The organism is Pseudomonas sp. RG1 (assembly GCF_025910115.1).
GTDB lineage: Bacteria > Pseudomonadota > Gammaproteobacteria > Pseudomonadales > Pseudomonadaceae > Aquipseudomonas > Aquipseudomonas atacamensis.
This window is the reverse complement of the sequence record NZ_JAPCIK010000033.1, coordinates 1-22,879: the sequence shown is the minus strand read 5'-3', so window position 1 is coordinate 22,879 and position 22,879 is coordinate 1. Positions and strand designations below refer to the sequence as shown.

The 22,879-nt window shown below is 61.2% G+C and carries 22 protein-coding genes and 1 pseudogene; 10 read left to right on the top strand and 13 right to left on the bottom strand.

Features of this window, described 5'->3' with window-relative positions; translation table 11 throughout:
* The first annotated feature begins 209 nt into the window (after nt 1-209).
* The gene (gene ligD / locus OK411_RS17425; RefSeq protein WP_264365437.1) at nt 210-2,834 is read left to right on the top strand and encodes a DNA ligase D; all 2,625 of its coding nucleotides are present in this window, start codon (nt 210-212) and stop codon (nt 2,832-2,834) included.
* On the opposite strand, the gene OK411_RS17420 is transcribed toward ligD, so the two are convergent.
* Nucleotides 2,835-3,236 (bottom strand): hypothetical protein, encoded by a 402-nt coding sequence (locus tag OK411_RS17420; RefSeq protein WP_181424942.1) that lies wholly within the window; start codon nt 3,234-3,236, stop codon nt 2,835-2,837.
* A gap of 80 nt (nt 3,237-3,316) precedes the next feature.
* The gene (locus tag OK411_RS17415; protein ID WP_016775151.1) at nt 3,317-3,631 is read right to left on the bottom strand and encodes a DUF2388 domain-containing protein; all 315 of its coding nucleotides are present in this window, start codon (nt 3,629-3,631) and stop codon (nt 3,317-3,319) included.
* A gap of 160 nt (nt 3,632-3,791) precedes the next feature.
* Between OK411_RS17415 and OK411_RS17410 the strand changes: the two genes are divergently transcribed.
* The gene (locus tag OK411_RS17410; protein ID WP_264365436.1) at nt 3,792-4,445 is read left to right on the top strand and encodes a DUF2238 domain-containing protein; all 654 of its coding nucleotides are present in this window, start codon (nt 3,792-3,794) and stop codon (nt 4,443-4,445) included.
* Nucleotides 4,446-4,449: 4 nt separating this feature from the next.
* On the opposite strand, the gene sodC is transcribed toward OK411_RS17410, so the two are convergent.
* On the bottom strand, nt 4,450-4,971 hold the full coding sequence (gene sodC, locus OK411_RS17405; RefSeq protein WP_122698673.1) for a superoxide dismutase family protein: 522 nt from the start codon (nt 4,969-4,971) through the stop codon (nt 4,450-4,452).
* A 222-nt stretch (nt 4,972-5,193) separates the two neighbouring features.
* Here sodC and OK411_RS27165 point away from each other — a divergent pair.
* Nucleotides 5,194-5,970 (top strand): annotated as a pseudogene (locus OK411_RS27165) (MCP four helix bundle domain-containing protein); the annotation flags it as partial.
* Nucleotides 5,965-6,828, top strand: a complete 864-nt coding sequence (locus OK411_RS27160; RefSeq protein ID WP_371699989.1) for a methyl-accepting chemotaxis protein — start codon at nt 5,965-5,967, stop codon at nt 6,826-6,828. The pseudogene OK411_RS27165 and the gene OK411_RS27160, both read left to right, overlap by 6 nt.
* Nucleotides 6,829-6,995: 167 nt before the next feature.
* On the opposite strand, the gene OK411_RS17395 is transcribed toward OK411_RS27160, so the two are convergent.
* Nucleotides 6,996-7,427 (bottom strand): nuclear transport factor 2 family protein, encoded by a 432-nt coding sequence (locus OK411_RS17395; protein WP_073471210.1) that lies wholly within the window; start codon nt 7,425-7,427, stop codon nt 6,996-6,998.
* Between the two features lie 529 nt (nt 7,428-7,956).
* Here OK411_RS17395 and mqo point away from each other — a divergent pair.
* Nucleotides 7,957-9,603 carry a malate dehydrogenase (quinone) gene (mqo, locus tag OK411_RS17390; protein WP_071172807.1) on the top strand — a complete coding sequence of 549 codons (1,647 nt, stop codon included), beginning with the start codon at nt 7,957-7,959 and terminating at the stop codon, nt 9,601-9,603.
* 69 nt (nt 9,604-9,672) lie between these two features.
* On the opposite strand, the gene OK411_RS17385 is transcribed toward mqo, so the two are convergent.
* The gene (locus OK411_RS17385) at nt 9,673-10,101 is read right to left on the bottom strand and encodes a nuclear transport factor 2 family protein (protein ID WP_264365444.1); all 429 of its coding nucleotides are present in this window, start codon (nt 10,099-10,101) and stop codon (nt 9,673-9,675) included.
* A 188-nt stretch (nt 10,102-10,289) separates the two neighbouring features.
* Between OK411_RS17385 and OK411_RS17380 the strand changes: the two genes are divergently transcribed.
* Nucleotides 10,290-10,445, top strand: a complete 156-nt coding sequence (locus OK411_RS17380) for a hypothetical protein (RefSeq protein WP_177434138.1) — start codon at nt 10,290-10,292, stop codon at nt 10,443-10,445.
* Between the two features lie 96 nt (nt 10,446-10,541).
* Nucleotides 10,542-11,345: an OBAP family protein gene (locus tag OK411_RS17375; protein ID WP_207808535.1), complete on the top strand. Its 804-nt coding sequence runs from the start codon at nt 10,542-10,544 to the stop codon at nt 11,343-11,345.
* Nucleotide 11,346: 1 nt separating this feature from the next.
* Here the strand turns inward: OK411_RS17375 and OK411_RS17370 are convergent, their stop codons facing one another.
* Together OK411_RS17370 and OK411_RS17365 are read right to left on the bottom strand one after the other, a co-directional pair.
* Nucleotides 11,347-12,213, bottom strand: coding sequence for a CAP domain-containing protein (locus OK411_RS17370; protein ID WP_264365434.1), 867 nt, complete (start codon nt 12,211-12,213; stop codon nt 11,347-11,349).
* 251 nt (nt 12,214-12,464) lie between these two features.
* The gene (locus OK411_RS17365) at nt 12,465-13,235 is read right to left on the bottom strand and encodes an alpha/beta hydrolase (protein ID WP_264365433.1); all 771 of its coding nucleotides are present in this window, start codon (nt 13,233-13,235) and stop codon (nt 12,465-12,467) included.
* 111 nt (nt 13,236-13,346) lie between these two features.
* Between OK411_RS17365 and OK411_RS17360 the strand changes: the two genes are divergently transcribed.
* Entirely contained in the window at nt 13,347-14,306 is a 960-nt protein-coding gene (locus OK411_RS17360) for an aldo/keto reductase (protein WP_174823843.1), read from the top strand.
* Nucleotides 14,307-14,312: 6 nt separating this feature from the next.
* Here OK411_RS17360 and OK411_RS17355 read toward each other — a convergent pair whose 3' ends face one another.
* Nucleotides 14,313-15,206 carry a LysR family transcriptional regulator gene (locus OK411_RS17355; RefSeq protein ID WP_264365432.1) on the bottom strand — a complete coding sequence of 298 codons (894 nt, stop codon included), beginning with the start codon at nt 15,204-15,206 and terminating at the stop codon, nt 14,313-14,315.
* A gap of 96 nt (nt 15,207-15,302) precedes the next feature.
* On the opposite strand from OK411_RS17355, the gene OK411_RS17350 reads away from it, so the two are divergent.
* On the top strand, nt 15,303-15,779 hold the full coding sequence (locus tag OK411_RS17350; RefSeq protein ID WP_264365431.1) for a cupin domain-containing protein: 477 nt from the start codon (nt 15,303-15,305) through the stop codon (nt 15,777-15,779).
* 338 nt (nt 15,780-16,117) lie between these two features.
* Here the strand turns inward: OK411_RS17350 and paoC are convergent, their stop codons facing one another.
* The 4 genes from paoC to OK411_RS17330 all read right to left on the bottom strand — a co-directional run bounded on the left by paoC (nt 16,118) and on the right by OK411_RS17330 (nt 21,914).
* Nucleotides 16,118-18,316, bottom strand: a complete 2,199-nt coding sequence (paoC, locus tag OK411_RS17345; RefSeq protein ID WP_136493670.1) for an aldehyde oxidoreductase molybdenum-binding subunit PaoC — start codon at nt 18,314-18,316, stop codon at nt 16,118-16,120.
* Complete coding sequence (locus OK411_RS17340) at nt 18,313-19,269, bottom strand: FAD binding domain-containing protein (RefSeq protein ID WP_016775138.1); 957 nt, start codon at nt 19,267-19,269, stop codon at nt 18,313-18,315. Before OK411_RS17340 ends, paoC begins: the two co-directional genes overlap by 4 nt.
* Nucleotides 19,266-19,889: an aldehyde dehydrogenase iron-sulfur subunit PaoA gene (gene paoA / locus OK411_RS17335; RefSeq protein ID WP_264365430.1), complete on the bottom strand. Its 624-nt coding sequence runs from the start codon at nt 19,887-19,889 to the stop codon at nt 19,266-19,268. Before paoA ends, OK411_RS17340 begins: the two co-directional genes overlap by 4 nt.
* 270 nt (nt 19,890-20,159) lie before the next feature.
* Nucleotides 20,160-21,914: an L-lactate permease gene (locus OK411_RS17330; protein WP_122703903.1), complete on the bottom strand. Its 1,755-nt coding sequence runs from the start codon at nt 21,912-21,914 to the stop codon at nt 20,160-20,162.
* A 244-nt stretch (nt 21,915-22,158) separates the two neighbouring features.
* Here OK411_RS17330 and OK411_RS17325 point away from each other — a divergent pair, with 244 nt between their 5' ends.
* Nucleotides 22,159-22,365, top strand: coding sequence for a hypothetical protein (locus OK411_RS17325; protein ID WP_016775135.1), 207 nt, complete (start codon nt 22,159-22,161; stop codon nt 22,363-22,365).
* A 51-nt stretch (nt 22,366-22,416) separates the two neighbouring features.
* On the opposite strand, the gene OK411_RS17320 is transcribed toward OK411_RS17325, so the two are convergent.
* Nucleotides 22,417-22,698, bottom strand: coding sequence for a hypothetical protein (locus tag OK411_RS17320; RefSeq protein ID WP_071172799.1), 282 nt, complete (start codon nt 22,696-22,698; stop codon nt 22,417-22,419).
* Between the last annotated feature and the right edge of the window lie 181 nt (nt 22,699-22,879).

Genomic DNA, 22,879 nt, shown 5'->3' with positions numbered 1-22,879 from the left:
TGGCTGCGTCGGTCTATCGTTGCCTGACGCAATCAGGCCGGAAAAGCCTTAGTGTCTGCACTCTGTTTAGCCAGCCCCAGCCAATTACTGGATGTGTCGTTACAAGCCCCGGCCGCTCCATCCGTCCGGGGCTTTTTTACCTCGATTGAATTTTTCCGCCGCCGTGTCGCTCTTCTGCATAACAGAACCCGTCTGCCATCGGTGTGCTCATGAACAGGAACCTCGACGATTACAACCGCATGCGTGATTTTTCCGCGACGTCGGAACCGGCCGCAGTCAAGCGCTCGGGCCGTAAGACGGCCAAGGATCATGCCTTGCAGTTCTGCATCCAGAAGCACGACGCTTCGCACCTGCATTATGACTTTCGCCTCGAACTCGACGGCGCCCTGAAGAGCTGGGCGGTGCCGAAGGGGCCGTCGCTGGACCCGTCGGTCAAGCGTCTGGCGATTCATGTCGAGGATCATCCGCTCGATTACGCGACGTTCGAAGGCAGCATTCCCGAGGGGCATTACGGCGCCGGTGATGTGATCGTCTGGGATCGCGGCGTGTGGATTCCGCTGGACGATCCGCACAAGGCCTATGCCAAGGGCCGACTGAAGTTCGAGCTTCAGGGCGAGAAGCTCGGCGGCGTTTGGAATCTGGTGCGTACGCACATGCCGGGCAAGAAAGAACAATGGTTCCTGATCAAGCATCAGGACAACGCCGCGCGACCGCAGGATGATTTCGACGTGCTGGTCGCCGAGCCCGACAGCGTGCTCAGCGAGCGCACGATTGTTGGCAAATCGGCGGCTGCTGCCGATAAAGCCAAACCGGTAAAAAAGGCCCCGGCCAAGCCGCGCAAGCAGGCGTCCGGGCAGCTTACCGGCGCGCGCAAGGCCAAGTTGCCGGCACTGATCAAGCCGGAGCTGGCGACGCTGGTCGACAGCGCACCCGAAGGGCAGTGGAGCTACGAGATCAAGTTCGACGGTTACCGGATCATGGCGCGGATCGATCACGATGAGGTGCAGCTGTTCACCCGCAATGGTCACGACTGGACGCACAAGCTGACGCAGCAAGCCAAGGCGCTGGCGGCATTGGGTCTGGAGTCGGCGTGGCTGGACGGTGAAATGGTCGTGGCCAATGAGCAAGGCGTGCCGGACTTTCAGGCGTTGCAGAATGCTTTTGATGCCGGGCGCAGCGGCAACATTGTTTATTACCTGTTTGACGTGCCGTATCTGAATGGCGTCGACCTTCGCGATGTGCCGGTGGAAGAACGCCGCGCCGCGCTGAGCACCATCCTCGGCGCACAGAAAGAATCGTCAACGCTGCGCTTCTCCGAAGCCTTCGAAGAAACCCCGGATGCGCTGCTCAACAGCGCCTGTCAGATGCAGATGGAAGGCCTGATCGGCAAACGCCTCGGCTCGCCATATGTATCGCGGCGCAGCGGCGACTGGATCAAGCTCAAATGCAAGCATCGCCAGGAATTCGTCATCGTCGGCTACACCGATCCAAAAGGCGCGCGCAGTGCTTTCGGCGCGTTGCTGCTCGGCCTGCACGACCGTGACAGCGGCGAGTTGCGCTATGCCGGCAAGGTCGGCACCGGTTTCAACGAAACCACATTGAAAAGCATCCTCGCCCAACTCAAGCCGTTGCAGACCAAAAGCGCCGCAGTGGTCAATCCGCCCAGCGGTTTCGAGGCCAAAGGTGTGCACTGGCTCAAACCCAAACTGCTGGCCGAAGTGGCATTCGCCGAGATGACCAAGGACGGCTCGGTGCGCCACGCCGTATTCCATGGTTTGCGCGATGACAAACCGGCCAAGGACATTACCGAGGAGCGAGCGAAGCCTGTGAAAGCTGCCAAGTACGAAAAGAACGAAAAAACCGAAAATACCAAAACCGCCGACAAGCAGCCGGCAAAGAAAACCGCCGCCAGCAAAAAAGCCGAGACCGCGCCGTCGCAATCAGGACTGGCCGGCGGCAAAGTACGCATTACCCACCCGGATCGGGTGATTGACGCGGTCAGCGGCACGACCAAAATGCAACTGGCGCAGTACTACGCCAGCGTTGCCGAATACATCCTGCCGCAACTCAAGGATCGCCCCGTGGCGTTGGTGCGTGCACCGGACGGCATTGCCGGCGAATTGTTCTTCCAAAAGAACGCCGATCGTCTGGCCATTCCCGGTATCACTGCACTGGACAAGGACGTCACCGGCCAGCCAGTGATGATGATCAACAATCCCGAAGCGCTGGTCGGCGCGGTGCAGATGAGTACCGTCGAGCTGCACACCTGGAACGCGACGAAGGTGGATCTGGACAAGCCTGATCGCTTCGTCCTCGACCTCGACCCGGATCCGGCGCTGCCATGGAAGAGCATGGTTGAAGCCACCGCGCTGACCCTCACTGTGCTAGATGAGCTGGGCCTTAAAGCCTTCCTGAAAACCAGCGGCGGCAAAGGCATTCACCTGGTGGTGCCATTGACCCGCAAGCATGGCTGGGACGAAGTGAAGGACTTCAGCCACGCCATCGTCAGCCACATGGCCAAGTTGCTGCCGGATCGTATTTCAGCGGTGTCCGGTCCGAAAAACCGCGTCGGGCGGATCTTCATCGATTACCTGCGCAACGGCCTCGGCGCCACCACCATTTGCGCCTACGCCGCACGCGCGCGGGAAGGCATGCCGGTGTCGGTGCCGCTGTACCGAGAGGAAGTCGCTGAAATCAAGGGCGGTAATCACTGGAACATCTACAACGTTCACGAGCGTCTGACCGAAGTCGGTGATGAACCTTGGGCGGACATGAAGAAAACCCGACAGACCATCACCGCCGAGATGCGCAAACGCGTCGGCATGAAAAAGTGATCAGGTGTCGCGCAGCAAATCGTGGGCGTTGAGCAGTTCGAAGGCGATTTGCGGGTGGTTTTCCAGGCCCTTGCGAATCGCCGCCGGAATTGCCGCGCGAGTCTTGCGACACAGGCCTGGCAGCTCGTCGATCTGAATGGCGATGCCGCGCATGGTGCGCACTTCGTTGAAACCGGGGGCGACGTCGACGCGAATGCCGAGTTGCTCGTACATACGCTGTTGCAGGCGTTTGAGGTCCTCGAGGTCTTTGAGTTGTTCCAGGCGCGCCAGAAGAATTTTTTCTTCAGCGCGAGTCAAGCGCAGGATGCGCAAATCCGCGCCGGGCGTTTCCAGCAACGGATCGCGCCCGCAGATGCAGGCGCCGGGAGGGCAGGGTGAGCGCAAGGGCACGGTCGTCGTCATGGCCTCCATCATAGAGGCCGTCGGACATGTTTGCCTATGCGCACTCAGCGGCCGTCCATCGGCCGCTGCTTCCCTCGTGACTACTGCTGCACGCCTTCGTATTGCACCAGAATGGCGTTGGCCAGGTCTTCATCACTGGCGTTCAAGCCAGGGTTGGCCTGGCGCACCTGTTGCAGTACCGACTCAAGATAAACCCCACGAATGGCCCCGCCGCTGGCGACGAATGCAGACACGTCGTCACGGGCCGGAATCACCATTTTGTCATCCTTGAAGGTCGAGTAAAGCGACGCGGACACACCGGCCGAAGTGGCGACATCACCCGCGTCAACGCGGGCCAGCGCCGAACCGACCGGCAGGCAAAGCATAAGAGAAGAAATCAGGACTAACTTGCGCATGACGTGTTCCTCCACAAGCGCTAAGCAAAAAGGGAAGGGACTACATAACCTCAGAGGTGAACGGCGCGCGGGAGTTCCGTAGGCCGCAAAAACGTAGCGGCGAGGAACGGGCTAAACCGGCAAGGGTCTACCGCTTGCCTGTATTGCAGAGAATCGACCCATGCTCGTCAGAGTCAGCGATAACGTTGCCCAACCGGCAGATACGCGGATCGAAGCGCTTTTGCTCGCTGGATTTGTCTGCCTGACCATCGCGCTCGGCCTGTTCCCGCGCAGCCGCGTCGACTGGCTATTGGAAAATGTCCTGGCGTTGGCGCTGGTGTTGACCCTGCTGCTGGCGCATCGGCGTTTTCGCCTGTCGACGCTGTCGCTGGGGATGCTCTTCGCCTTTCTGTGCATTCATGAAGTCGGCGCGCATTACACCTATTCGCGGGTGCCGTACGATCAGTGGGGCACGCTGTTGGCCGGGGTCAGCGTCAACAAAGTTCTTGGCTTGGAACGCAATCACTATGATCGGCTGGTGCACCTTAGCTATGGATTGCTGCTGGTCTGGCCGATTCGCGAAGTGCTGCTGCGCCTGACGCCGTTGCGTGGCGCGTGGTTGGCGCTGTTGACCTTGAATGTAGTGCTGGCGACGTCGGCGTTGTACGAATTGATCGAATGGGTCGGCGGCGCTTACCTGGGCGACGACACTGGCCAGGCCTTCGTCGGTGCGCAGAATGATCCGTGGGATTCGCAGAAGGACATGGCCCTGGCGCTGTTCGGCGCCGGGCTGTCCTTGCTGGTGTTGACGCGCTGGCGTCGAGCGCCGCCCTGAAGGATCAGATCACGCCGCAGGCCATGCGATCACCGCCACCGCCCAGTGGCTTGGGCATGTCGGAATGGTTATCGCCGCCGGCGTGAATCATCAGGGCGTGGCCCTTGATCTCGGAAATCTTCTTCAGACGCGGTGCCAGCACCGGATAGTTGGCGACCCCGTCAGCCATCACATATACCGCTGGCAGATCACCCAGATGCCCGTCGGCGTACGGGCCGAGATGCTTGCCGGTTTTCGCCGGATCGAAATGCCCGCCAGCGGCCAGCGCTGCGCCCTTGACGCCATCTTTGGTGCCCGCTTCGCAGCTGCCGTTTTCATGGACATGGAAGCCGTGGATGCCGGCCGGCAACGATTTCAAGTCCGGGGTGAACAACAGGCCGTACGGCGTCTCGCTGACAGTGACCGAACCGATCGCCTGCGGCGCGCCGTCAGCGCTGACCAGGTTGATCGCGACTTTCTCCGTTGCCGCTTGTGCGGTGCCGATTGCCAGCGTGCCGAGCAGACCAAACCACAGTGCGCGTTTCATAAGCGTTTCCTTCAGCTGCATGAATGTTCGAAGCCATGGATTGATAGCCTGCCGGGGTTAACCGGCGATGAAGGCATTATCCAGCGGCGCTGCAATGTGTGACCGGGTTCGCGTTTGAAAAGTTTTGCCGGATTCAAGTCGCCGCTGACATCAGCCGATACGCTCTGTGTCGGCAGTTCCCTGCACATAGGCTTAACTGAAATCCGACAAGCGCAATCCAGCGTGCCCACGGGAGATTCCACGGTGTCGATCAAACTGCGTTTGGTGTTGCTGATTGCGACCAGCCTGCTGACGGCGCTGATCGTAAGTCTGGTCAGTTACGTCGGCAATCTGCGGATGGCCACGGCGGTCGGCGATAACACGGTGAGCATGAGCGCGCTGCGCAATCACATGGAAGCGGACATGATGCACGACGCCCTGCGCGCCGATGTCTATTCGGCGATGCTGGTCGGCCTGGGCAAAAGCACCGCCACCGCCACCGAAGTGCGCGATTCGCTCACCGAGCACGCCGGGCATTTTCGTGAAGTGCTGAATGACAACCTGAAGCTGCCGATCAACCCGGCATTGCGCACGGCGCTGGAGCAGATCAAGCCGAGCCTCGATACCTACATCAAATCCGCCGAGCAGATCGTCGGCGTGGCGCTGGACAATCCGGATGCCGCCCAACAGCAGCTCGGCACGTTCAATAGCGCCTTTACTCAGCTCGAAGAGCAGATGGGCGCGCTCAGCGAACTGATCGAAAACAATACCCGGCACACCAGCGAAGGCACCGAAGCGGCCATCCGCCACGCCAATCTTGCGCTGGCAGTGGTGCTGGTCGTCAGTCTGTTGCTGCTGCTGATTCAGGGGCGCTGGGTGATCCTGAGTATCATGGGGCCGCTCAAATCCGCCAGCCGCATCGCTGAAAGCATTGCCCATGGCAATCTCAGCGAACCAATTGTCGAGCCCGCCGGCAAGGACGAAGCCAGCGTTTTGATCCGCACGTTGGCGACCATGCAGCGTGATCTGCGCAACATGATCGACGTGGTCCGGCGCAACGCTCACGGCGTCAGTGGCATGAGCGAGCAGCTCAGCCACGGCTGCCATCAGGTCGCCGACAGCAGCCAGCAGCAAAGCGTTGCCGCCGGCACCATGGCCGCTGCCGCCAGCCAGATGACCGCCAGTATCGAAGAAATCACCCGCCACGCCGAACGTGCCCTGAGCATGGCCAATCAGGCCGAAAACCTGGCCAAGGAGGGTGGCGGGGTGATTCATCAAGTGGTCAGCGACATGGACGACATCGCCCGCTCGGCACAGCAGTCGGCGCAGGTGATCCGCACGCTGGATCAGGAATCCGAGGCGATCTTCAACATCATTCAGGTGATCAAGAGCATCGCCGACCAGACCAACCTGCTGGCGCTCAACGCGGCGATCGAGGCAGCGCGGGCGGGTGAACAGGGCCGTGGCTTTGCCGTGGTCGCCGATGAAGTGCGCAGCCTGGCCGCACGCACCAGCGCTTCGACCCAGGAAATCGCCGCAATGGTCGCGCGCATCCAGAACAGCACGCGCGAGGCGGTAAGCAGCATGGAGGCCGGTGTGGCGCAGGTCGACAAAGGCATGGCGGTAACAGCGGAGGTTGAGCGAGCAATTCGCGAGATCCTCGACGCCACGCTGAACACCACGCAACTGGTCAATGACATCACCCGCACGATTGGCGAACAGAGTCAGGCCAGTAATGAAATCGCCCATCAGGTGGAGATGATTGCGGGAATGAGCGAGGGCAATAGCCGGGTGATCGGGCAGACGGCGACGACTACCGATGAATTATCGAATCTGGCGGGACAGTTGGCGCAGTCGGTGGATCGGTTTCGGTTGTGATAGCGGTAGGACTGGTGTCTATCACGGCCTTATCGCTGGCAAGCCAGCTCCCACAGGATCTGATGTTGTGAATGCAACGGTGTGTACACCATCATCCACTGTGGGAGCGGGCTTGCCCGCGATGAGGCCAGCTCGGGCAACACTGAATCAGGCCAATCTGCCCTCAATCAAAATTTGAACGCCTGCCGCCCCACCAACAACCATTTCCCGCCCTGTTTCTGCCAGATCTGGAAATTCTCGATCTCGGTCGGAATCACCTCGGCCCCTTTCAAAGCCTGCGCAGAAAAATGATGGCGCACCAGCGCCGTATCGCCGGACAGAGTAATGGTCTGCTTCTGCATTTCGAGGGTCTTGAATGCGCTGCGGCCGGTTTCGATGTCGGCGATGAATTCCTGCTTGTCCTGAATCTTGCCGCTGGAGTGGCCGTAGGTCAGGTTCGGCGCGGTCAGAGCGTTCAACTCGGCGATGTCTTTGTGCAGCATCGCCTGAGTCAGGTGATCCACCGCTTGGGCGACGTCCTTTTCCGCTGGGGCAGGGGCGGCCATGGCGCAGGCGCTGAACGCGCAGAACAAACCGATGAGGAGGCGGGACTTGGTCATGTTGTTTCCTTGTTGTTATTGGGTTGGGATGACTGGCTTTGTTCGTCAGTCATCGTACAACTTAGCAGGTTATTTTCTGCATGAACAACGAGCCGTTGGCGCTGATTCATCAAGTTGCGATGCGTATCGCGCAAAAAACTTTGCAGGCCAATGCCTGATCGCAGTCATGTTTGGTTGCCGATGGCCGATAAGTCTCTGAGCGGAAAAAGACTTTCAAGTCGGGAACAGACGCGCGGGTTCGCCCTGACGTGATATTCTCCGCGCCAAATTTGCTTTGACTTAATTCGGTTGGCTGGCCTTTCCGGCGGGCCGACGGGATCCCTGTCGCTCAAGCAGCTGAAGCCAATAACGATAAGAAGTCAGTTCAGAAGGGACATTAACTGAGGTCGATGCCACATGTCGGCCTTGTGTGCCCACCCGTCAATATTGAAGTGTGCCGGATTGCGCGACGCCAGCCTGAGCGTCAGCAAAGCGCAACGCAGACTGATAACAACGACGGGCGGAAGGCGTTTTATCATAGGTGCAACAGATGTTTAAGAAAGTGAACACAGCCTTGCTCGGTCTGGCTTTGGCGATGGGGATGTCGTCTGCCAATGCTGCCGAAGCCAAGAAAGTCGACGTCCTGCTGATCGGCGGCGGCATCATGAGCACCACCCTGGGTGTGTGGATCAATGAGCTGGAACCGACCTGGTCGATGGAAATGGTCGAGCGCCTCGATGGCGTCGCCCTGGAAAGCTCCAACGGCTGGAACAACGCCGGTACCGGTCACTCGGCTCTTGCCGAGCTGAACTACACCCCGGAAGACGACAAGGGCAACGTAACGATCCCGAAAGCTGTCGAGATCAACGAAGCGTTCCAGGTTTCCCGTCAGTTCTGGGCCTGGCAGGTTCAGCAGGGCGTGCTGAAGAACCCTCGCTCGTTCATCAACACCACTCCGCACATGAGCTTCGTGTGGGGCGATGACAACATCAAGTTCCTGAAAAAGCGCTACGAAGCCCTGCAGGCGAGCCCGCTGTTCGCCGGCATGCAGTACTCCGAAGACCCGGCAGTGATCAAGAAGTGGGTACCGCTGATGATGGAAGGGCGTGACCCGAACCAGAAAATCGCGGCCACCTGGAGCCCGCTGGGTACGGACATGAACTTCGGCGAAATCACCCGCCAGTTCGCCGCTCACCTGCAAACCAAACCAAACTTCGATCTGAAACTGTCGAGCGAAGTCGAAGACATCACCAAGAACGCCGACGGCACCTGGCGTGTGAGCTACAAAAACCTCAAAGACGGCAGCAAGACCGAAACCGACGCCAAGTTCGTGTTCATCGGCGCTGGCGGCGGTGCCCTGCACCTGCTGCAGAAGTCGGGCATTCCTGAAGCCAAGGAATACGCAGGCTTCCCGGTTGGCGGTTCGTTCCTGGTGACCGAGAACCCGACGATTGCCGAGCAGCACCTGGCCAAGGCCTACGGCAAGGCTTCGGTTGGCGCGCCACCGATGTCGGTTCCGCACCTGGACACCCGTGTTCTGGATGGCAAGCGCGTCATTCTGTTTGGCCCGTTCGCGACCTTCAGCACCAAGTTCCTCAAGGAAGGTTCGTACTTCGACCTACTGACCAGCACCACCACCCACAACATCTGGCCAATGACCAAGGTCGGCATCAAGGAATACCCGCTGGTCGAGTACCTTGCCGGTCAGTTGATGCTGTCGGATGAAGACCGTCTGAACGCGCTGAAGGAATACTTCCCGAACGCCAAAGCCGAAGACTGGCGCCTGTGGCAAGCCGGCCAGCGCGTGCAAATCATCAAGCGTGATGAAGCCGCTGGTGGCGTGCTGAAACTGGGCACCGAGATCGTTGCTTCGCAAGACGGCTCGATCGCCGGCCTGCTGGGCGCATCGCCAGGCGCGTCGACCGCTGCACCGATCATGCTGAGCGTGCTGCAGAAAGTCTTCAAAGACAAAGTCGCAACCCCTGAGTGGCAGACCAAGCTGCACCAGATCGTGCCGAGCTATGGCACCCAGCTGAACAGCGATCCGGCCAAAGTGGCTGCCGAGTGGGCTTACACCGCGAAAATCCTCGAACTGCCGACGCCTCCAGCGATCGGTCAGGTAGCTGCTCCGGCGGCACCTGCGGCTGACAAAGCCGTAGCGCCGAAGGAAAACGCTGCACGTGACATGGCTCTGTAAGCAGAACCCTGACACACAAAAACCCACTGAACCGGCGACGGTCAGTGGGTTTTTTTATGCGGGATGGATTCAGGCTTTTGCAGACGCGAGATAAGCACCGAGTCGCCGACCCATTTCTTCGCCCAGTGCCTGCAAGCCGCTCAGCGGCCGCACCATCACTTCAAACTCGACAATCTTGCCGTGTTCATCGAAGCGAATCATGTCGATGCCTTTGAGTTCCTTGCTGCCGACCCTGGCGCTGAATTCGAGAATCGCATTCAGGCCATCCGCCGTCGCCAATTCGCGGTGATAGGCGAAATCTTCAAAGACTTCGAACACGGTGTTGAGGATCATCGCCACCACCGGCGCGCCGAGGTAGGGCGTGTGGGCCATGGGCGAGCGGAACACAGCTTGCGGATCGAGCAGTTCGGGCAGGGCTTTGAGATTGCCGCTGCGGATCATCTCGTGCCAGCGCTCGAGGGACGCGGCGACGTTGGGCTGCAAGGCGAGGTCGGGCATGGTCATTCCGGTTTTTCTTGTTGTCGGTCGGCAATGACTGTAGATCAACCGCGCCGAAAGTGGATCCTCAAGTCTCAGCCTGAATACCGCTTGATGCCCGAAGCGGATCAGATGCGCATCTGATCCGTATTTTTCTGTTTCATCTGCCTCTGTATTCAGTACAGCCACAGGCTCAGAATGCCCCGGCAGTGCGGCCAGTCACCCTCCGACCTCATTCCGAAGCGTCCGGCGCACCGCACACCCGTATCAAGGAGCGCGACATGTACAAGATGGCAATTTTTCTCGGCGGTTTTCTGACCTTGACCATTCTGATCGGCGTGCTGGCGACGATCTCTCCAGTCTGATCCGCACGCAGCTTTTTCGAACTCTGCCGATCTCCTGCTTTCAGTTGCAGAACAGGGCCAGCACGCGCCCGTCACTGAAAGTTCGAGGAGTGAAACATGCGTACGACAACCTCACAGGGACGTTGGGTTCCTATCGGTTTGATGGTCGCCGCATTGACCGGTTGCGCCATGAGTAACACCGATTCGCCGGTGCAGACGCCCGGCCAGGCCAAGGCGTCCGACACGGAAATGCTCGAAGTCGGCGCGCAGTGGTTGCAGGACAAGCCGCCAATTCGCGCGTTGAACATGTACCTCGATGGTTTCCATTTTTACAACGGTCATCCCGGCGCGCAGATGGAAGCGCACCACTACTGCTCGGCGCTCAACGAAGAAGTGTTCCAGTGCGTGATCTACGACGGCAACACCGCTGAAGCCAAGCTGATGGGCGTCGAATACATCATCAGCCAGCGCCTGTTCACGCAATTGCCGGCAAAAGAGAAAGCCTTGTGGCACAGCCACGCTCACGAAGTCAGTTCTGGCCAGTTGGTCGCGCCGGGCATCCCGCAAGTGGCAGAAACGCGCTTGATGGAAAAACTCGCCAATACCTACGGCAAGACCTGGCACACCTGGCACACCGATCAGGACAAGCAACTGCCGCTGGGCGTGCCGCAGCTGATGATGGGCTTTACCGCTGACGGTCAGGCCGATGCGCAAATGGTCCGCCAGCGCGATCAGCGTCTGGGCATTGATAGCGCCGAAAAGAAAAAGGCCCGCGCCGAGATCAAACCGGCGCCTGTCGCAACGGGGGCTGATGCGTGGCAGAAGGGTAATGTCATCCAGCTCAACGACCCGACCGGCCATCAACACGTCATGCCGCGCCCGGCCACGCCAAGCGATGAGAATGCCCGGAGTCAGCCGTGATTTACGGCGCGCCGAACAGCATCGTCCAGTAAACGCCGTCGTCGCTGCGCGCTTCGCTGGCGAAGCCGGCGCCGACCTGAGTGAACATCGGGTTCATCAGGTTCGCGCAGTGGCCCGGGCTGGCCAGCCAGCCGGCCATGGCTTTGCCCGGTGAGCTTTGCCCGGCAGCGATGTTTTCCCCGACTTGGCGGCCGCGATAACCGGCAGCACGGGCGCGGTCGGCCGGCATGTCACCGTCGGGATCGCGGTGGGCGAAATAATTGCCGTAAGCCATGGCTTTGCTGTGGCCCTGAGCCGCTGCGCCGAGGGCGGCGTTCCAGCTCAACGGCCGCGCGGCGGCAAAGCGCTGGCGGCCACACATACGCGGCCGGGCGCGGGCGGCGTTGACCTCGGCGAGCAGCGCCTTGCCGACGCTGCGGTTGTCACCGACGCGGCTGTCGAGCACCGGTTGCGCCAGCACCACCTGCCATTGATTGCGCGAATGGCTGACGCCGATGTCGGCGTAGTTCGCATCCAGCAAGGCAGCGCAATAGTCGCTCTGCAACTGATCGAAGGCCTCGTCGGCGTCTTCGGCTCCGATAATGCGGATGCTGCGCACCGTGATTGCTGAATAGCCGGAAGACTTCAACGCCTCGCGCATGCCGCCGCCGTAGCGATAGCCGATCGGCAAGGCTAGATTCGATTTCAAAGCCAAAGGCGCCAGACGCTGCGCAGTGCGGCGGTCGCAGCGTTGCGGATGGGCGCGGTAATCATTGATGGCGGCCACCAGTTCGCGCTCCGCACTGGCGTGGGCGGATTCAGTGAAAAAGGGGAACAGGCTCAGCAGGCACAGCGAAACGAAGCGAGACGAACGAACGGCGTGGCGCATGGGACGGACAGCTCTGAAAGGGGACAGCGCTAGAGTGAGGGAGCCGTGTGTGGCGGCGCGGATAGGACTGGGTTTTTTGGACTTGGTTCAGTGGCGGCAAATGCAATTGAATTGCTGTTGTTCGAACCGCTGCCTTCGCGAGCAGGCTCGCTCCCACATCGCGCTTACGGCGTACTCGGAACAACTGTGGGAGCGAGCCTGCTCGCGAAGACGCCGCCCCGGTCGACCTCTCTATCACTGGCAAACAACCACTAGCGATTCAACACATCCCCCATCCACCGCCAATACTCCCCCCGCTCGGATATCGAGTTATGCCCCGAGTCCGGCACCACCTTCAGCGTCGCCACGCCCGCAGGAAAACTCTCGAACAAGCGCTGCGTGCTGCTGCGCCCAATCACGTCGTCATCGCTGGCCGTCAACAGCAATGTCGGCGTGCGGATATGCGCCGCGTACTTGCCCGATTCAAAACGATCCTTGAGCAACCATTTCACCGGCACCCATGGGTATTGCCGTGCGGCGATTTCCTCGAGGCTGTTGAACGGCGTCACCAGAATCAGATTCTGCACCGGCCGCTGACTGGCCAGGCGCACCGCTACCCCCGAACCGAGGCTGCGTCCAATGACTGCAATCTGCGGGTGGCTGGCATAGACCTGATCGAACAGTGCCAGCGCATCTTCGGCGATCGCGGCTTCCGATGGCGAGCCGGTGCTGCCAGCAAAGCCTCGGTAATGCAGGAAATACAGCGCGTAGCCAGGAAACGCCTCAGTGAATTCCGGCAGATTGCGCGAGACGTCCTCGGCATTGCCGCCGAAATAGATCAGCGCGCGCGATCCGCTGCGCTCTCGGGTTGTCACCCAGACCTCGGCATCCGGCATCGACAGTTTCATTCGCGAGTCCGCTGTAACCACGGCGGCAGGCTGGGGAAACCAGATCAGCGAGCGCTGAAACACGAACAGCGCGGCGCACAGCACCAGGTACACGGCAATGATGAAAACGACGAGTGACATCAGGGTTCGGGACATTCGGCTACTTTTAACGGGGAGAAAGGTTGGCTGTGGCAGTGTAGTTCAGCGACTGCGCCTGACAGCCGGCGCACACACCGTGCAACAGATCCGCGCAGCAGGAGGACTCGCATGCGCCACACTGAGGGTTACTCACGTCGCCGCTTGCTCACGCTGGCTGCCCAAGCTGCGGCGCTGCTCACCATTGATCGGGCATTGGCCGGCAGCGTAGCGCCGACCGCCACTGCGCCGCCCACGGCAGGAGACCAGACCATGCAGACCCGCGCCATCCCTTCCAGCTCCGAGGCACTGCCCATGGTCGGGTTGGGCACCTATCGCGGTTTCGACGTCGCGCCGGGCGATCCGGTTTACCGGCAGTTGCCCGCCGTCCTCGAAGCGCTGTTCAGGAAGGGCGGCACGCTGATCGACAGCTCACCCATGTACGGCCGCGCCGAGCAGACCACCGGTGAACTGCTGTCGATTCACGAACCGCGCTCGCCGGCGTTTCTCGCCACCAAGGTATGGACGCGCGGGCGCAAAGAGGGCATCGCGCAGATGGAGCAGTCGTTCAGACTGCTGCAAACCGAGCGCATCGACCTGATGCAGATTCACAACCTGCTCGACTGGCAAACCCACTTGCCGACCCTGCGCGAATGGCAGGAGCAGGGGCGGATTCGCTACATCGGCATCACCCATTACACCTCGTCGGCCTATGACGAGGTCGAGGCCGTGCTGAAAGCCGAGAAGCTTGATTTTCTGCAAATCAACTACGCCCTCGATGATCGTGCGGTCGAGAAACGCATCCTGCCGCTGTGCCGCGAGCGTGGGGTGGCGGTGATTTGTAATCGGCCGTTTGGCGGCGGCGATCTGCTCGCCCGGCTCAAGGGCAAGCCGCTGCCGGCGTGGGTCTCGGATGTGCAGGTCAACAGCTGGCCGCAACTGGCACTGAAATTTCTCCTGGCGCATCCGGCGGTGACCTGCGTGATTCCGGGGACCAGCAATCCGCGCTACATGGCTGACAACGCCGGAGCCGGTTTTGGGCCGATGCTGACCGATGCGCAGCGGCATCAGTTGATTGCGTTGCTGGGCTGAGCCGGGTCAACCGCGATAGCGCAACGCTTCCAGCAACAACGCAAACGCTGGCGCTGCCTGGCGCCGGCTCGGGTAGTACAGGTGATAACCGGAAAATGTCGGGCACCAGTCTCCCAGTACCTGGACCAGGCGACCGCCCGCCAGAAAGGGCGCGACGACGTTTTCCGGGATGTAGCTCAGCCCGAAACCGTCCAGCGCGGCGTCGAGCAATGGGTACACGCCATTCAGGGTGATCTGCCCGGCAACGCGTACCTTCAGACTTTCACCGTCCTTTTCGAACTCCCACGAATACAGCCCGCCATTGGTTGGCAGGCGCAGGTTGTTACAGGCGTGGTCGGTCAGGTCGCGCGGGGTTTGCGGCGGATCGCGCCGGGCGAAATAGGCGGGGGAGCCGACTACGGCCATGCGCATGTCCGGACCGATACGGGTGGCGATCATGCCTTGGGCGACGTCTTCGCCCAGGCGCACACCGGCATCGAAGCCCTGGCCGGCGATGTCGACGAAACCATAGTCACAGCAAACCTCGACGGACACATCCGGGTACTGCGGCAGGAAATCCTGCAACACCGGACGCAGGATCCAGTTCAGCGAATGGTCGGTGGCGCTGATGCGGATCTTGCCCGCCGGGGTTTCGCGCAGGTTGCTCAGGGCGGCCAGTTCCCCTTCGATTTCATCGAAGCGCGGACCGATGGTTTGCAGCAAGTGTTCGCCGGCCTCGGTCGGCGACACGCTGCGCGTAGTGCGGGTCAGCAGGCGCAGGCCGAGTCGCGCCTCGAGGCTGCGAATGGTGTGGCTGAGCGCCGATTGCGACACGCCGAGTTTGGCCGCAGCCTTGGTGAAACTGCGTTCACGGGCGACGGCGAGAAAGGCGAGCAGGTCGGTGGCGTTTTCCCGAAGCATTGATGATCGTCCTGCATAAGTTTTTTCGGATTCTAGTCGATTATCCAAAGAGTGCGGATCGCTACAGTGGTTGCATCGTTTATTGGAGGAAATGCCATGAACCCGATTGCTGCTTCCGCACTGACGCTCTCGCTGCTGGCTGGTGAGGTGCAGGCCACCGAAAATCCCCGTGTCACGGTCACACCGAATGGCTCGCAACCGTCGGCCAAAGGCCCTGCTGACTGGTTTACCGGCACGGTGCGGGTGGATGCGCCGTTCAAAGGTACCGATGAGGCGCGGATCAGTGGTGCGACCGTAACGTTCGAGCCGGGCGCGCGCACTGCATGGCATACCCATCCGCTGGGGCAGACATTGATCGTCACCTCGGGGGCAGGCTTCGTGCAGGAGTGGGGCCAGCCGGTGCGTGAAATCCGCTCGGGCGATACCGTGTGGATTGCCCCAGGCGCCAAACATTGGCACGGGGCAGCACCGACGACGGCGATGAGTCATATCGCGATCGCCGAAGTGCTGGATGGCAAGGTGGTGGACTGGATGGAGCAGGTCAGTGAAGAGCAATATCCAAAGATCGAGTGAAACCGCGCCCCTCACCCCAGCCCTCTCCCGAGGGAGAGGGAGTCGATTGGGGGATGCTCGAGACGTTCGGCATTCTGCAAGCGTGGTGGTGAATCCACTCGACCCCTAGCACCCCATGCAGGTGCGCTAACAGCATGCGACTCACCCCAGGCGTCTTCCGGGGGAGTGGGAGCCGACCGAGGTGTCTTGCGATGTGCATCGACCTGAACTTGCCGTTGCGATTATGGATACACAGAAAGACTTTCACGTCGCTGCACATCCTGAATATACCCGGATCGGTCCCCTCTCCCTTTGGGAGAGGGCTAGGCGGGCGGCGTTCCGATGAGGGGCTTTTCGCTTCAGATCATCTCCGGCAACGAATCCAGAATCTTGTCCAGCGTAATCGGATACTCCCGCACCCTCGCGCCGGTGGCGTTGTAGATCGCATTCGCCACCGCCGCACTCACGCCGCAAATCCCCAATTCACCCACGCCTTTGGCCTTCATCGGCGACGAAATCGGGTCGGTTTCTTCGAGGAAGATCACTTCCTGATGCGGAATGTCGGCGTGCACCGGCACTTCGTATCCAGCCAGGTCATGGTTGACGAAAAAGCCCAGGCGCTTGTCCACCGCCAGCTCTTCCATCAACGCCGCGCCGACGCCCATGGTCATCGCGCCGATCACCTGACTGCGCGCCGACGTCGGGTTGAGAATTCGCCCGGCCGCGCACACCGCGAGCATGCGCCGTACGCGAACTTCGCCAGTGGCGGCATCGACGGCGACTTCGACGAAGTGCGCGCCGAAGGTTGATTGCTGATATTTCTCGGCCAGATCACCGAATTCGATGCTGTCCTCGCCGACCAATGCGCCGCCTTCAGCCGCGTTGCGCAGCGGCAGGCTCTTGCTGCCGACCCGCACCTGTCCATCGGCGAACTCCGCCTGATCCGCCGCCAGCCCCAGCTTCTGCGCCACCGCTTCGCGCAATTTCACGCACGCAGCGTAGACCCCGGCGGTCGAGCAGTTGCCGCCGAACTGGCCACCGGAACCGGCCGATACCGGGAAGTCCGAATCGCCCAGACGCACCACCACATCATTGAGGCCAACGCCCATCATCTCGGCAGCGGTCTGCGCGATGATCGTGTAGCTGCCGGTGCCGATATCGGTCATATCCGTTTCAACAACGACCTTGCCGTCACGCTCCAGGCGTACGCGGGCGCCGGACTTGACCAGCAGGTTGTTGCGAAACGCCGCCGCCACGCCCATGCCGATCAGCCAGCGGCCTTCACGACGGGTGCCCGGTTGCGCCTTGCGCTGCTCCCAGCCGAATTTCTCCGCGCCGATCTGCAGGCATTTGACCAGTTGGCGTTGGGAGAACGGCCGCTCGGTTTTCACCGGGTCGACTTGAGTGTCGTTAGCGATGCGGAACAGTACCGGGTCCATCTTCAGTTGTTCGGCCATTTCGTCCATGGCGATTTCCAGCACCATCAGCCCCGGCGCTTCACCCGGCGCGCGCATGGCATTGCCTTCAGGCAGGTCGAGCGGGGCGAGGCGCATGCTGACGCGGCGGTTTTCTGCGGCGTAGAGCAACTGGCTCGGTTGCGCGGCCAGTTCGACCTTGCCGTCGGCGAGATTGCCCGACCAGCCTTCATGGGCAATGGCGGTTAGCTTGCCGTCCGCCGTTGCGCCCATGCGGATGCGCTGAATCGTTGCCGGGCGATGGGTGGTGTTGTTGGCCATTTGCGGGCGGGCGAGGGCGACTTTCACCGGCCGCCCCGCCATGCGCGCGCCGAGAGCGGCGAGAATCACGTCGGCGCGGATGAACAGTTTGCCGCCGAAACCACCGCCGATGTACGGCGAGACCAATCGGACTTTTTCCTTCGGCAGGCCGAGGGTTTTCGCAATGTCACCGACACTCCAGGCGACCATCTGGTTCGAGGTCCACACGGTCAGCTGATCGCCTTTCCACGCGGCCAGTGTGGCGTGCGGTTCCATCATCGCGTGGGACTGGTCTGGCGTGGTGTAGGTTTGATCGAACTGCACCGGCGCGGCGGTGAAGGCCTTGTCGAAGTCGCCGTGATTGACGTCCGGCAGCTCGTCTTTCGGCTCGACGCCGAGGTCTTTGACGCTGGCCAGATCGAACTTGCCTTCGCTGGTCTCGTAATCGACCCTGACCAATTGCGCGGCGGCGCGGGCCTGTTCGAAGGTTTCGGCAACCACCAATGCAACGGCTTGCTGGTAGTGCTGTACCTCGGGACCGGCGAGCAGATGCGCGGCGTTGTAATCACCTTTGTCTAGCTTGCCGGCGTTCTCGGCAGTGACGATTGCGAGTACGCCGGGTGCGGCTTTGGCCTCGTCGAGATGAATGGCTTTGATCCGCCCTTTGGCAATCGCCGAATCGACCATGAAACCGTAGGCCTGATTGGCCGCTGCTTCATGTTGCTCGTAGGCGTAAGTGGCTTGGCCGCTGGTTTTCAACGGGCCTTCGATGCGCTGGGTGGGCTGGCCGACGACCTTCAGGCGGTCGATGGGGTTGGAGGTGGCGGGCGTGTCGAATTTCATGCGGTTTCCCTCGCTTGCGCCAACACCGAAGCCAGCGTGCGCTCGACCAGTGTCAGTTTGAATTGGTTGTCATCGGTGGGTGTCGCGCCCTCAAGCAGGCGTTCGCTGACTGCTTTGGCGCCCTTGGGCAACAGCGCTTCAGCGGCTTCGACCCGCCACGGTTTCGGCGCAACGCCGCCGACGGCGACACGGCCGGTGCCGTCCTTTTGCAGGATCAGACCGACTGAAACAAGGGCAAACGCGTAAGACGAGCGATCGCGGACCTTGTGATAAATGTGCGTGCCGCCGACCGGTGCCGGCAGGGTCACGGCGGTGATGAACTCGCCGGGCGTGAGGCTGGTTTCGATGTGCGGCGTGTTGCCCGGCAATTGATGGAAATCCGCCATGGGAATGCTGCGCGTGCTGCCGTCAGGCTTGACCGTTTCGATCTGCGCATCGAGTGCGCGCATGGCGATGGCCATGTCGCTCGGGTGAGTGGCGATGCAAGCGTCGCTGACGCCGATGATTCCGAGTTGCCGAGTCACGCCACCGATCGCCGCGCAGCCACTGCCGGGGTTGCGTTTGTTGCAGGCCTGGTGGGTGTCGTAAAAGTACGGGCAGCGGGTGCGTTGCAGCAGGTTGCCGGCGGTGGTCGCCATATTGCGCAGCTGCCCGGAAGCCCCGGCGAGCAAGGCGCGGGAGAGCAGGGCGTAGTCCTTGCGCACGCGCGCGTCGGCGGCCAGATCGGTGTTGCGTACCAGCGCACCGATGCGCAGTCCGCCTTCGGGCGTGGCTTCGATCTGGTCCAGGCCGAGGTGGTTGATGTCGATCAGGTGTACCGGGGTTTCGATGTCGAGTTTCATCAGGTCGAGCAGGTTGGTGCCGCCGGCGATGAACTTGGCGCCTTCGACTTGCGCAGCCTGGGAAGCGGCTGCGGCAGGTGAGTCGGCGCGGCTGTAATTGAAGGCTCTCATACCGGCACCTCCGCGACTTCAGTGATGGCTTCGATGATGTTCGAGTAAGCGCCGCAGCGGCAGATATTGCCGCTCATGCGCTCCTGCAGTTCGGAGGCGATCAGCTTCGGCGGCTCGGTCAGGCTTGGGCTGACGTGGCTGGGAATGCCGTCGCGGATTTCCTTGAGCACCGCGACCGCCGAGCAGATCTGCCCTGGGGTGCAATAGCCACACTGGTAACCGTCGTGCTTGATGAACGCGGCCTGCATCGGGTGCAGCTTGTCCGGCATGCCGAGGCCTTCAATGGTGGTCACCTCGCTGCCGTCGTGCATGACTGCGAGGGTCAGGCAGGAATTGATCCGCCGACCGTCGGCGATCACCGTGCAGGCGCCGCACTGGCCGTGGTCGCAGCCTTTCTTGGTGCCGGTCAGGTGCAGGTGTTCGCGCAGGGCGTCGAGCAGGGTAGTGCGAGTGTCTACTTCGAGGGTTTGCGGTTTACCGTTGACTTGCAGGGTCACTTTACTCATGGCCGGTTGCTCCAGACTGGCCGCGTAGGCCTTGAGGCTGATAAAGGGGGGCATGGCGAACGCCGTCGCGGTTACGGCGCCGAGGATCATGAAATTGCGTCGGGAAATCGGCATGGTTCGATTCCTTTTCTCTCATCGGGCGGCAGGATTGCAAAAGGCCCAAACGGGCGCGCCGGCATGCATGCCAGTCTCGTAAAAGGAGTGACCGCAGCGGGAGGGAAAAGGTTTTGTCGGATTTGCGCTAAAGAGTTATGTGCTGAGCTCATCAATTGACCTGTGGGAGCGAGCCTGCTCGCGAAAGCGTCGGGTCAGACCCAGCCGCTGCTGGATCTGCCGACCTCTTCGCGAGCAGGCTCGCTCCCACAGTGGAGATGTGTTTTTCAGTTATGGCCCACCCACCACCATCGAGGTAAACGGTGCGACATACGCCTGCAACGTCACCAGCCCGCCGACCAGGATCGCCAGCACGATCGAGTGGAAGAACACATAACGCAGGATCTCGCCTTCATGTCCGTACCAACGGGTCGCGGTGGAGGCGACGACGATCGACTGCGCGTCGACCATCTTGCCCATCACCCCACCGGAACTGTTCGCTGCCGCCATCAGCACCGGGCTGATACCCAGCTGTTCCGAGGTCACCCGTTGCAAGCCGCCAAACAGCACGTTCGAAGCCGTGTCGGAACCGGTCAGCGCCACCCCCAGCCAGCCGAGCAGCGTGCCGAACATCGGGTAGAAAATCCCCGTCGCCGCAAACGCCAGGCCCATGGTCGCATCCAGCCCCGAATAGCGCGTGAGGAAGCCCAGCGCGAGCATCGCCGCAATCGTGATCAACGAAAACCGCACCACCCACAACGTGCGCAGGTACTGCTTGATCAGTTGCGGGATCGAATACCCCATCAGCAGACCGCCAACAATCGCCGCCAGCAAGATCCCGCTGCCAGTGGCGGTCAGCCAGGTGAACTTGTAAATCGCTTCCTCGGCTTTCGGCGCCGCGACAACCGGCGGTACTTTTTCTATTTGCAGATGCAGACCGGTGAAGGTCAGCGCCGGGGCGAAGATCGGATTGGCCTCGCGTACCGGTTTGCCTTGCGGGTCGAGCTTGGCCGATTGCGTTACCGGGTCGATCACCGGGCGCGTATCGAACATGTTCTTGAAGCCCTGCGTGCCCCAGGCAAACACGAACACCGTGAGAATGATCCACGGCATCCACGCACGCATCACTGCCGGGCGCGCCTGATCGCTGAACGCGGCGCTGGCGGTGACTGTTTCTTCGTCGACCTTGGAGTTGTCGACGCGCCCGGACAACGCTGCCGAGGTGTGGATGGTCGCCGGTTTCCACACCTTGAGGAACAGCGTCAGGCAGGCCATGGAAATCAGCGCAGCGATGACGTCCACCAGCATCGGCCCGTGATAGTTCGAGACGAGAAATTGCGGGATGGCGAAACTCACCCCGGCCACCAGAATCGCCGGCCACACCTCGAGCATCTTGCGCCACCCGGCAAACGCCCAGATCAGCCAGAACGGCACCAGCACCGAGAAGAACGGCAACTGCCGGCCGACCATCATCGACAGCTCCATCTCGTCCAGCCCGGTGACTTTGGCCAGGGTGATGATCGGCGTGCCCAGCGCACCGAAAGCCACGGGCGCAGTGTTGGCGATCAGCGCCAGACCCGATGCGGCCAGTGGCGAAAAACCCAGGCCGATCAGAATCGCCCCGGTCACCGCTACCGGCGTGCCAAAGCCTGCCGCACCTTCGAAGAATGCACCAAAGCAGAAGGCGATCAGCAGCAACTGCAAACGTCGATCATCGGTGATGCGCGCGAGGGAGTCCTGCAGCACTTTGAACGAACCGTTCTCGGTGGTCAGGCGATGCAGAAAAATGATGTTGAGCACGATCCAGCCGATCGGCAGCAAGCCATTCGCCGCGCCGAACAACGCCGCCGAACCGGCCATGCCCGCCGGCATGTCGAAGGCGAAAATCGAGATCAGCAGGGCCGACGCCAGCGCCAACAGCGCCGCCAGATGCGCCTTGACGTGAAAGAACGCCAGCGCCGCGAGCATCACCACCACCGGCACTGCGGCCATCAGCGTGGAGAGTACCGGGTTGCCGAACGGGTCGTAGATTTGCTGCCAGACCATGATCCACCTCTGCTTATTGTTATTGAGGGCGCAGATCCATTGCATGGGGGTAGGTTGCAAGCAGTATAGGTGGCGTTACGCCGCTGTTCGGCTGCGACGAACGAGCCGACAAACGGTCGATAGTGGCGACTGAATCAACGCGCTTTTGCCCGGTCGTATCTGCGGCTGCGCGCACTGCGTCCCGACGACGCGGGCAGCGTGGCGATTTCCGTCGTCAAGACCTTGGGTTTTAGGGAAGTGTTGAATGAAGCAAGCGACAACGATGCTGCTCACTGTGACCGCCGCCGTATTGCTCAGCGGCTGTATTGCGGATTTTGATGATGACCATCGCCATGGCCGGCACTACGACCGCGACCATGGCCGCTATTACGACCATGACCGGCGCTGGGACGACCGCGATGACGACCGCCGCGATGGCCGTCGTTATCACCGTGATCGCGATGATGACTGATTGAATGAAGAGGGCGTTCCCATCAAAGGAACGCCCTCTGTGCATCAGCCTTCAGCTGAAAAAACGAGCGTTCGCCTGGACGCGGGATCGCGCAGGCACCGAGGCCTCGTGATCGAGCAAATGGGTGGCGAGTATGTCGCTCAGAAAACGGAACTGATCGTTGAGGCCGACCACTTCATTGCTGAAATGGTTGCTGGCGGCGGGCATCAGCAGATCGTCGAAATCCTTGTTGAACACCAGCGTCTGCGCCTTGCGCGGCACGACGTGCTGTTGGTAGTAGTTGCTGCCGAACACCGGGAAACTCACGGAGAGGGTGACTTGGGTGTGGATCATGATGTGAACGCCTCGTTGTGTTTCGGATGGGTCAATCGTGCCTTTCGTGAGGGAGGGGCGGAAGGCAATCGTGGCGATGGTGGATATCGATGTCGGTGATGGTTGAGCATTTGCAGTGGGGCTGATGGCGCCTTGGGGGGGGGGGGGGCGGCCCCCCCCCCCCCCCCTTTTTAAATGTGGG

Bases quoted from the DNA above. Each gene is read 5' to 3' on its own strand.
- ligD (WP_264365437.1), top strand. From the start codon at position 210: ATGAACAGGAACCTCGACGATTACAACCGCATGCGTGATTTTTCCGCG.
- OK411_RS17420 (WP_181424942.1), bottom strand. From the start codon at position 3,236: ATGACGACGACCGTGCCCTTGCGCTCACCCTGCCCTCCCGGCGCCTGC.
- OK411_RS17415 (WP_016775151.1), bottom strand. From the start codon at position 3,631: ATGCGCAAGTTAGTCCTGATTTCTTCTCTTATGCTTTGCCTGCCGGTC.
- OK411_RS17410 (WP_264365436.1), top strand. From the start codon at position 3,792: ATGCTCGTCAGAGTCAGCGATAACGTTGCCCAACCGGCAGATACGCGG.
- sodC (WP_122698673.1), bottom strand. From the start codon at position 4,971: ATGAAACGCGCACTGTGGTTTGGTCTGCTCGGCACGCTGGCAATCGGC.
- OK411_RS27160 (WP_371699989.1), top strand. From the start codon at position 5,965: ATGCAGCGTGATCTGCGCAACATGATCGACGTGGTCCGGCGCAACGCT.
- OK411_RS17395 (WP_073471210.1), bottom strand. From the start codon at position 7,427: ATGACCAAGTCCCGCCTCCTCATCGGTTTGTTCTGCGCGTTCAGCGCC.
- mqo (WP_071172807.1), top strand. From the start codon at position 7,957: ATGTTTAAGAAAGTGAACACAGCCTTGCTCGGTCTGGCTTTGGCGATG.
- OK411_RS17385 (WP_264365444.1), bottom strand. From the start codon at position 10,101: ATGCCCGACCTCGCCTTGCAGCCCAACGTCGCCGCGTCCCTCGAGCGC.
- OK411_RS17375 (WP_207808535.1), top strand. From the start codon at position 10,542: ATGCGTACGACAACCTCACAGGGACGTTGGGTTCCTATCGGTTTGATG.
- OK411_RS17370 (WP_264365434.1), bottom strand. From the start codon at position 12,213: ATGCGCCACGCCGTTCGTTCGTCTCGCTTCGTTTCGCTGTGCCTGCTG.
- OK411_RS17365 (WP_264365433.1), bottom strand. From the start codon at position 13,235: ATGTCCCGAACCCTGATGTCACTCGTCGTTTTCATCATTGCCGTGTAC.
- OK411_RS17360 (WP_174823843.1), top strand. From the start codon at position 13,347: ATGCGCCACACTGAGGGTTACTCACGTCGCCGCTTGCTCACGCTGGCT.
- OK411_RS17355 (WP_264365432.1), bottom strand. From the start codon at position 15,206: ATGCTTCGGGAAAACGCCACCGACCTGCTCGCCTTTCTCGCCGTCGCC.
- OK411_RS17350 (WP_264365431.1), top strand. From the start codon at position 15,303: ATGAACCCGATTGCTGCTTCCGCACTGACGCTCTCGCTGCTGGCTGGT.
- paoC (WP_136493670.1), bottom strand. From the start codon at position 18,316: ATGAAATTCGACACGCCCGCCACCTCCAACCCCATCGACCGCCTGAAG.
- OK411_RS17340 (WP_016775138.1), bottom strand. From the start codon at position 19,269: ATGAGAGCCTTCAATTACAGCCGCGCCGACTCACCTGCCGCAGCCGCT.
- paoA (WP_264365430.1), bottom strand. From the start codon at position 19,889: ATGCCGATTTCCCGACGCAATTTCATGATCCTCGGCGCCGTAACCGCG.
- OK411_RS17330 (WP_122703903.1), bottom strand. From the start codon at position 21,914: ATGGTCTGGCAGCAAATCTACGACCCGTTCGGCAACCCGGTACTCTCC.
- OK411_RS17325 (WP_016775135.1), top strand. From the start codon at position 22,159: ATGAAGCAAGCGACAACGATGCTGCTCACTGTGACCGCCGCCGTATTG.
- OK411_RS17320 (WP_071172799.1), bottom strand. From the start codon at position 22,698: ATGATCCACACCCAAGTCACCCTCTCCGTGAGTTTCCCGGTGTTCGGC.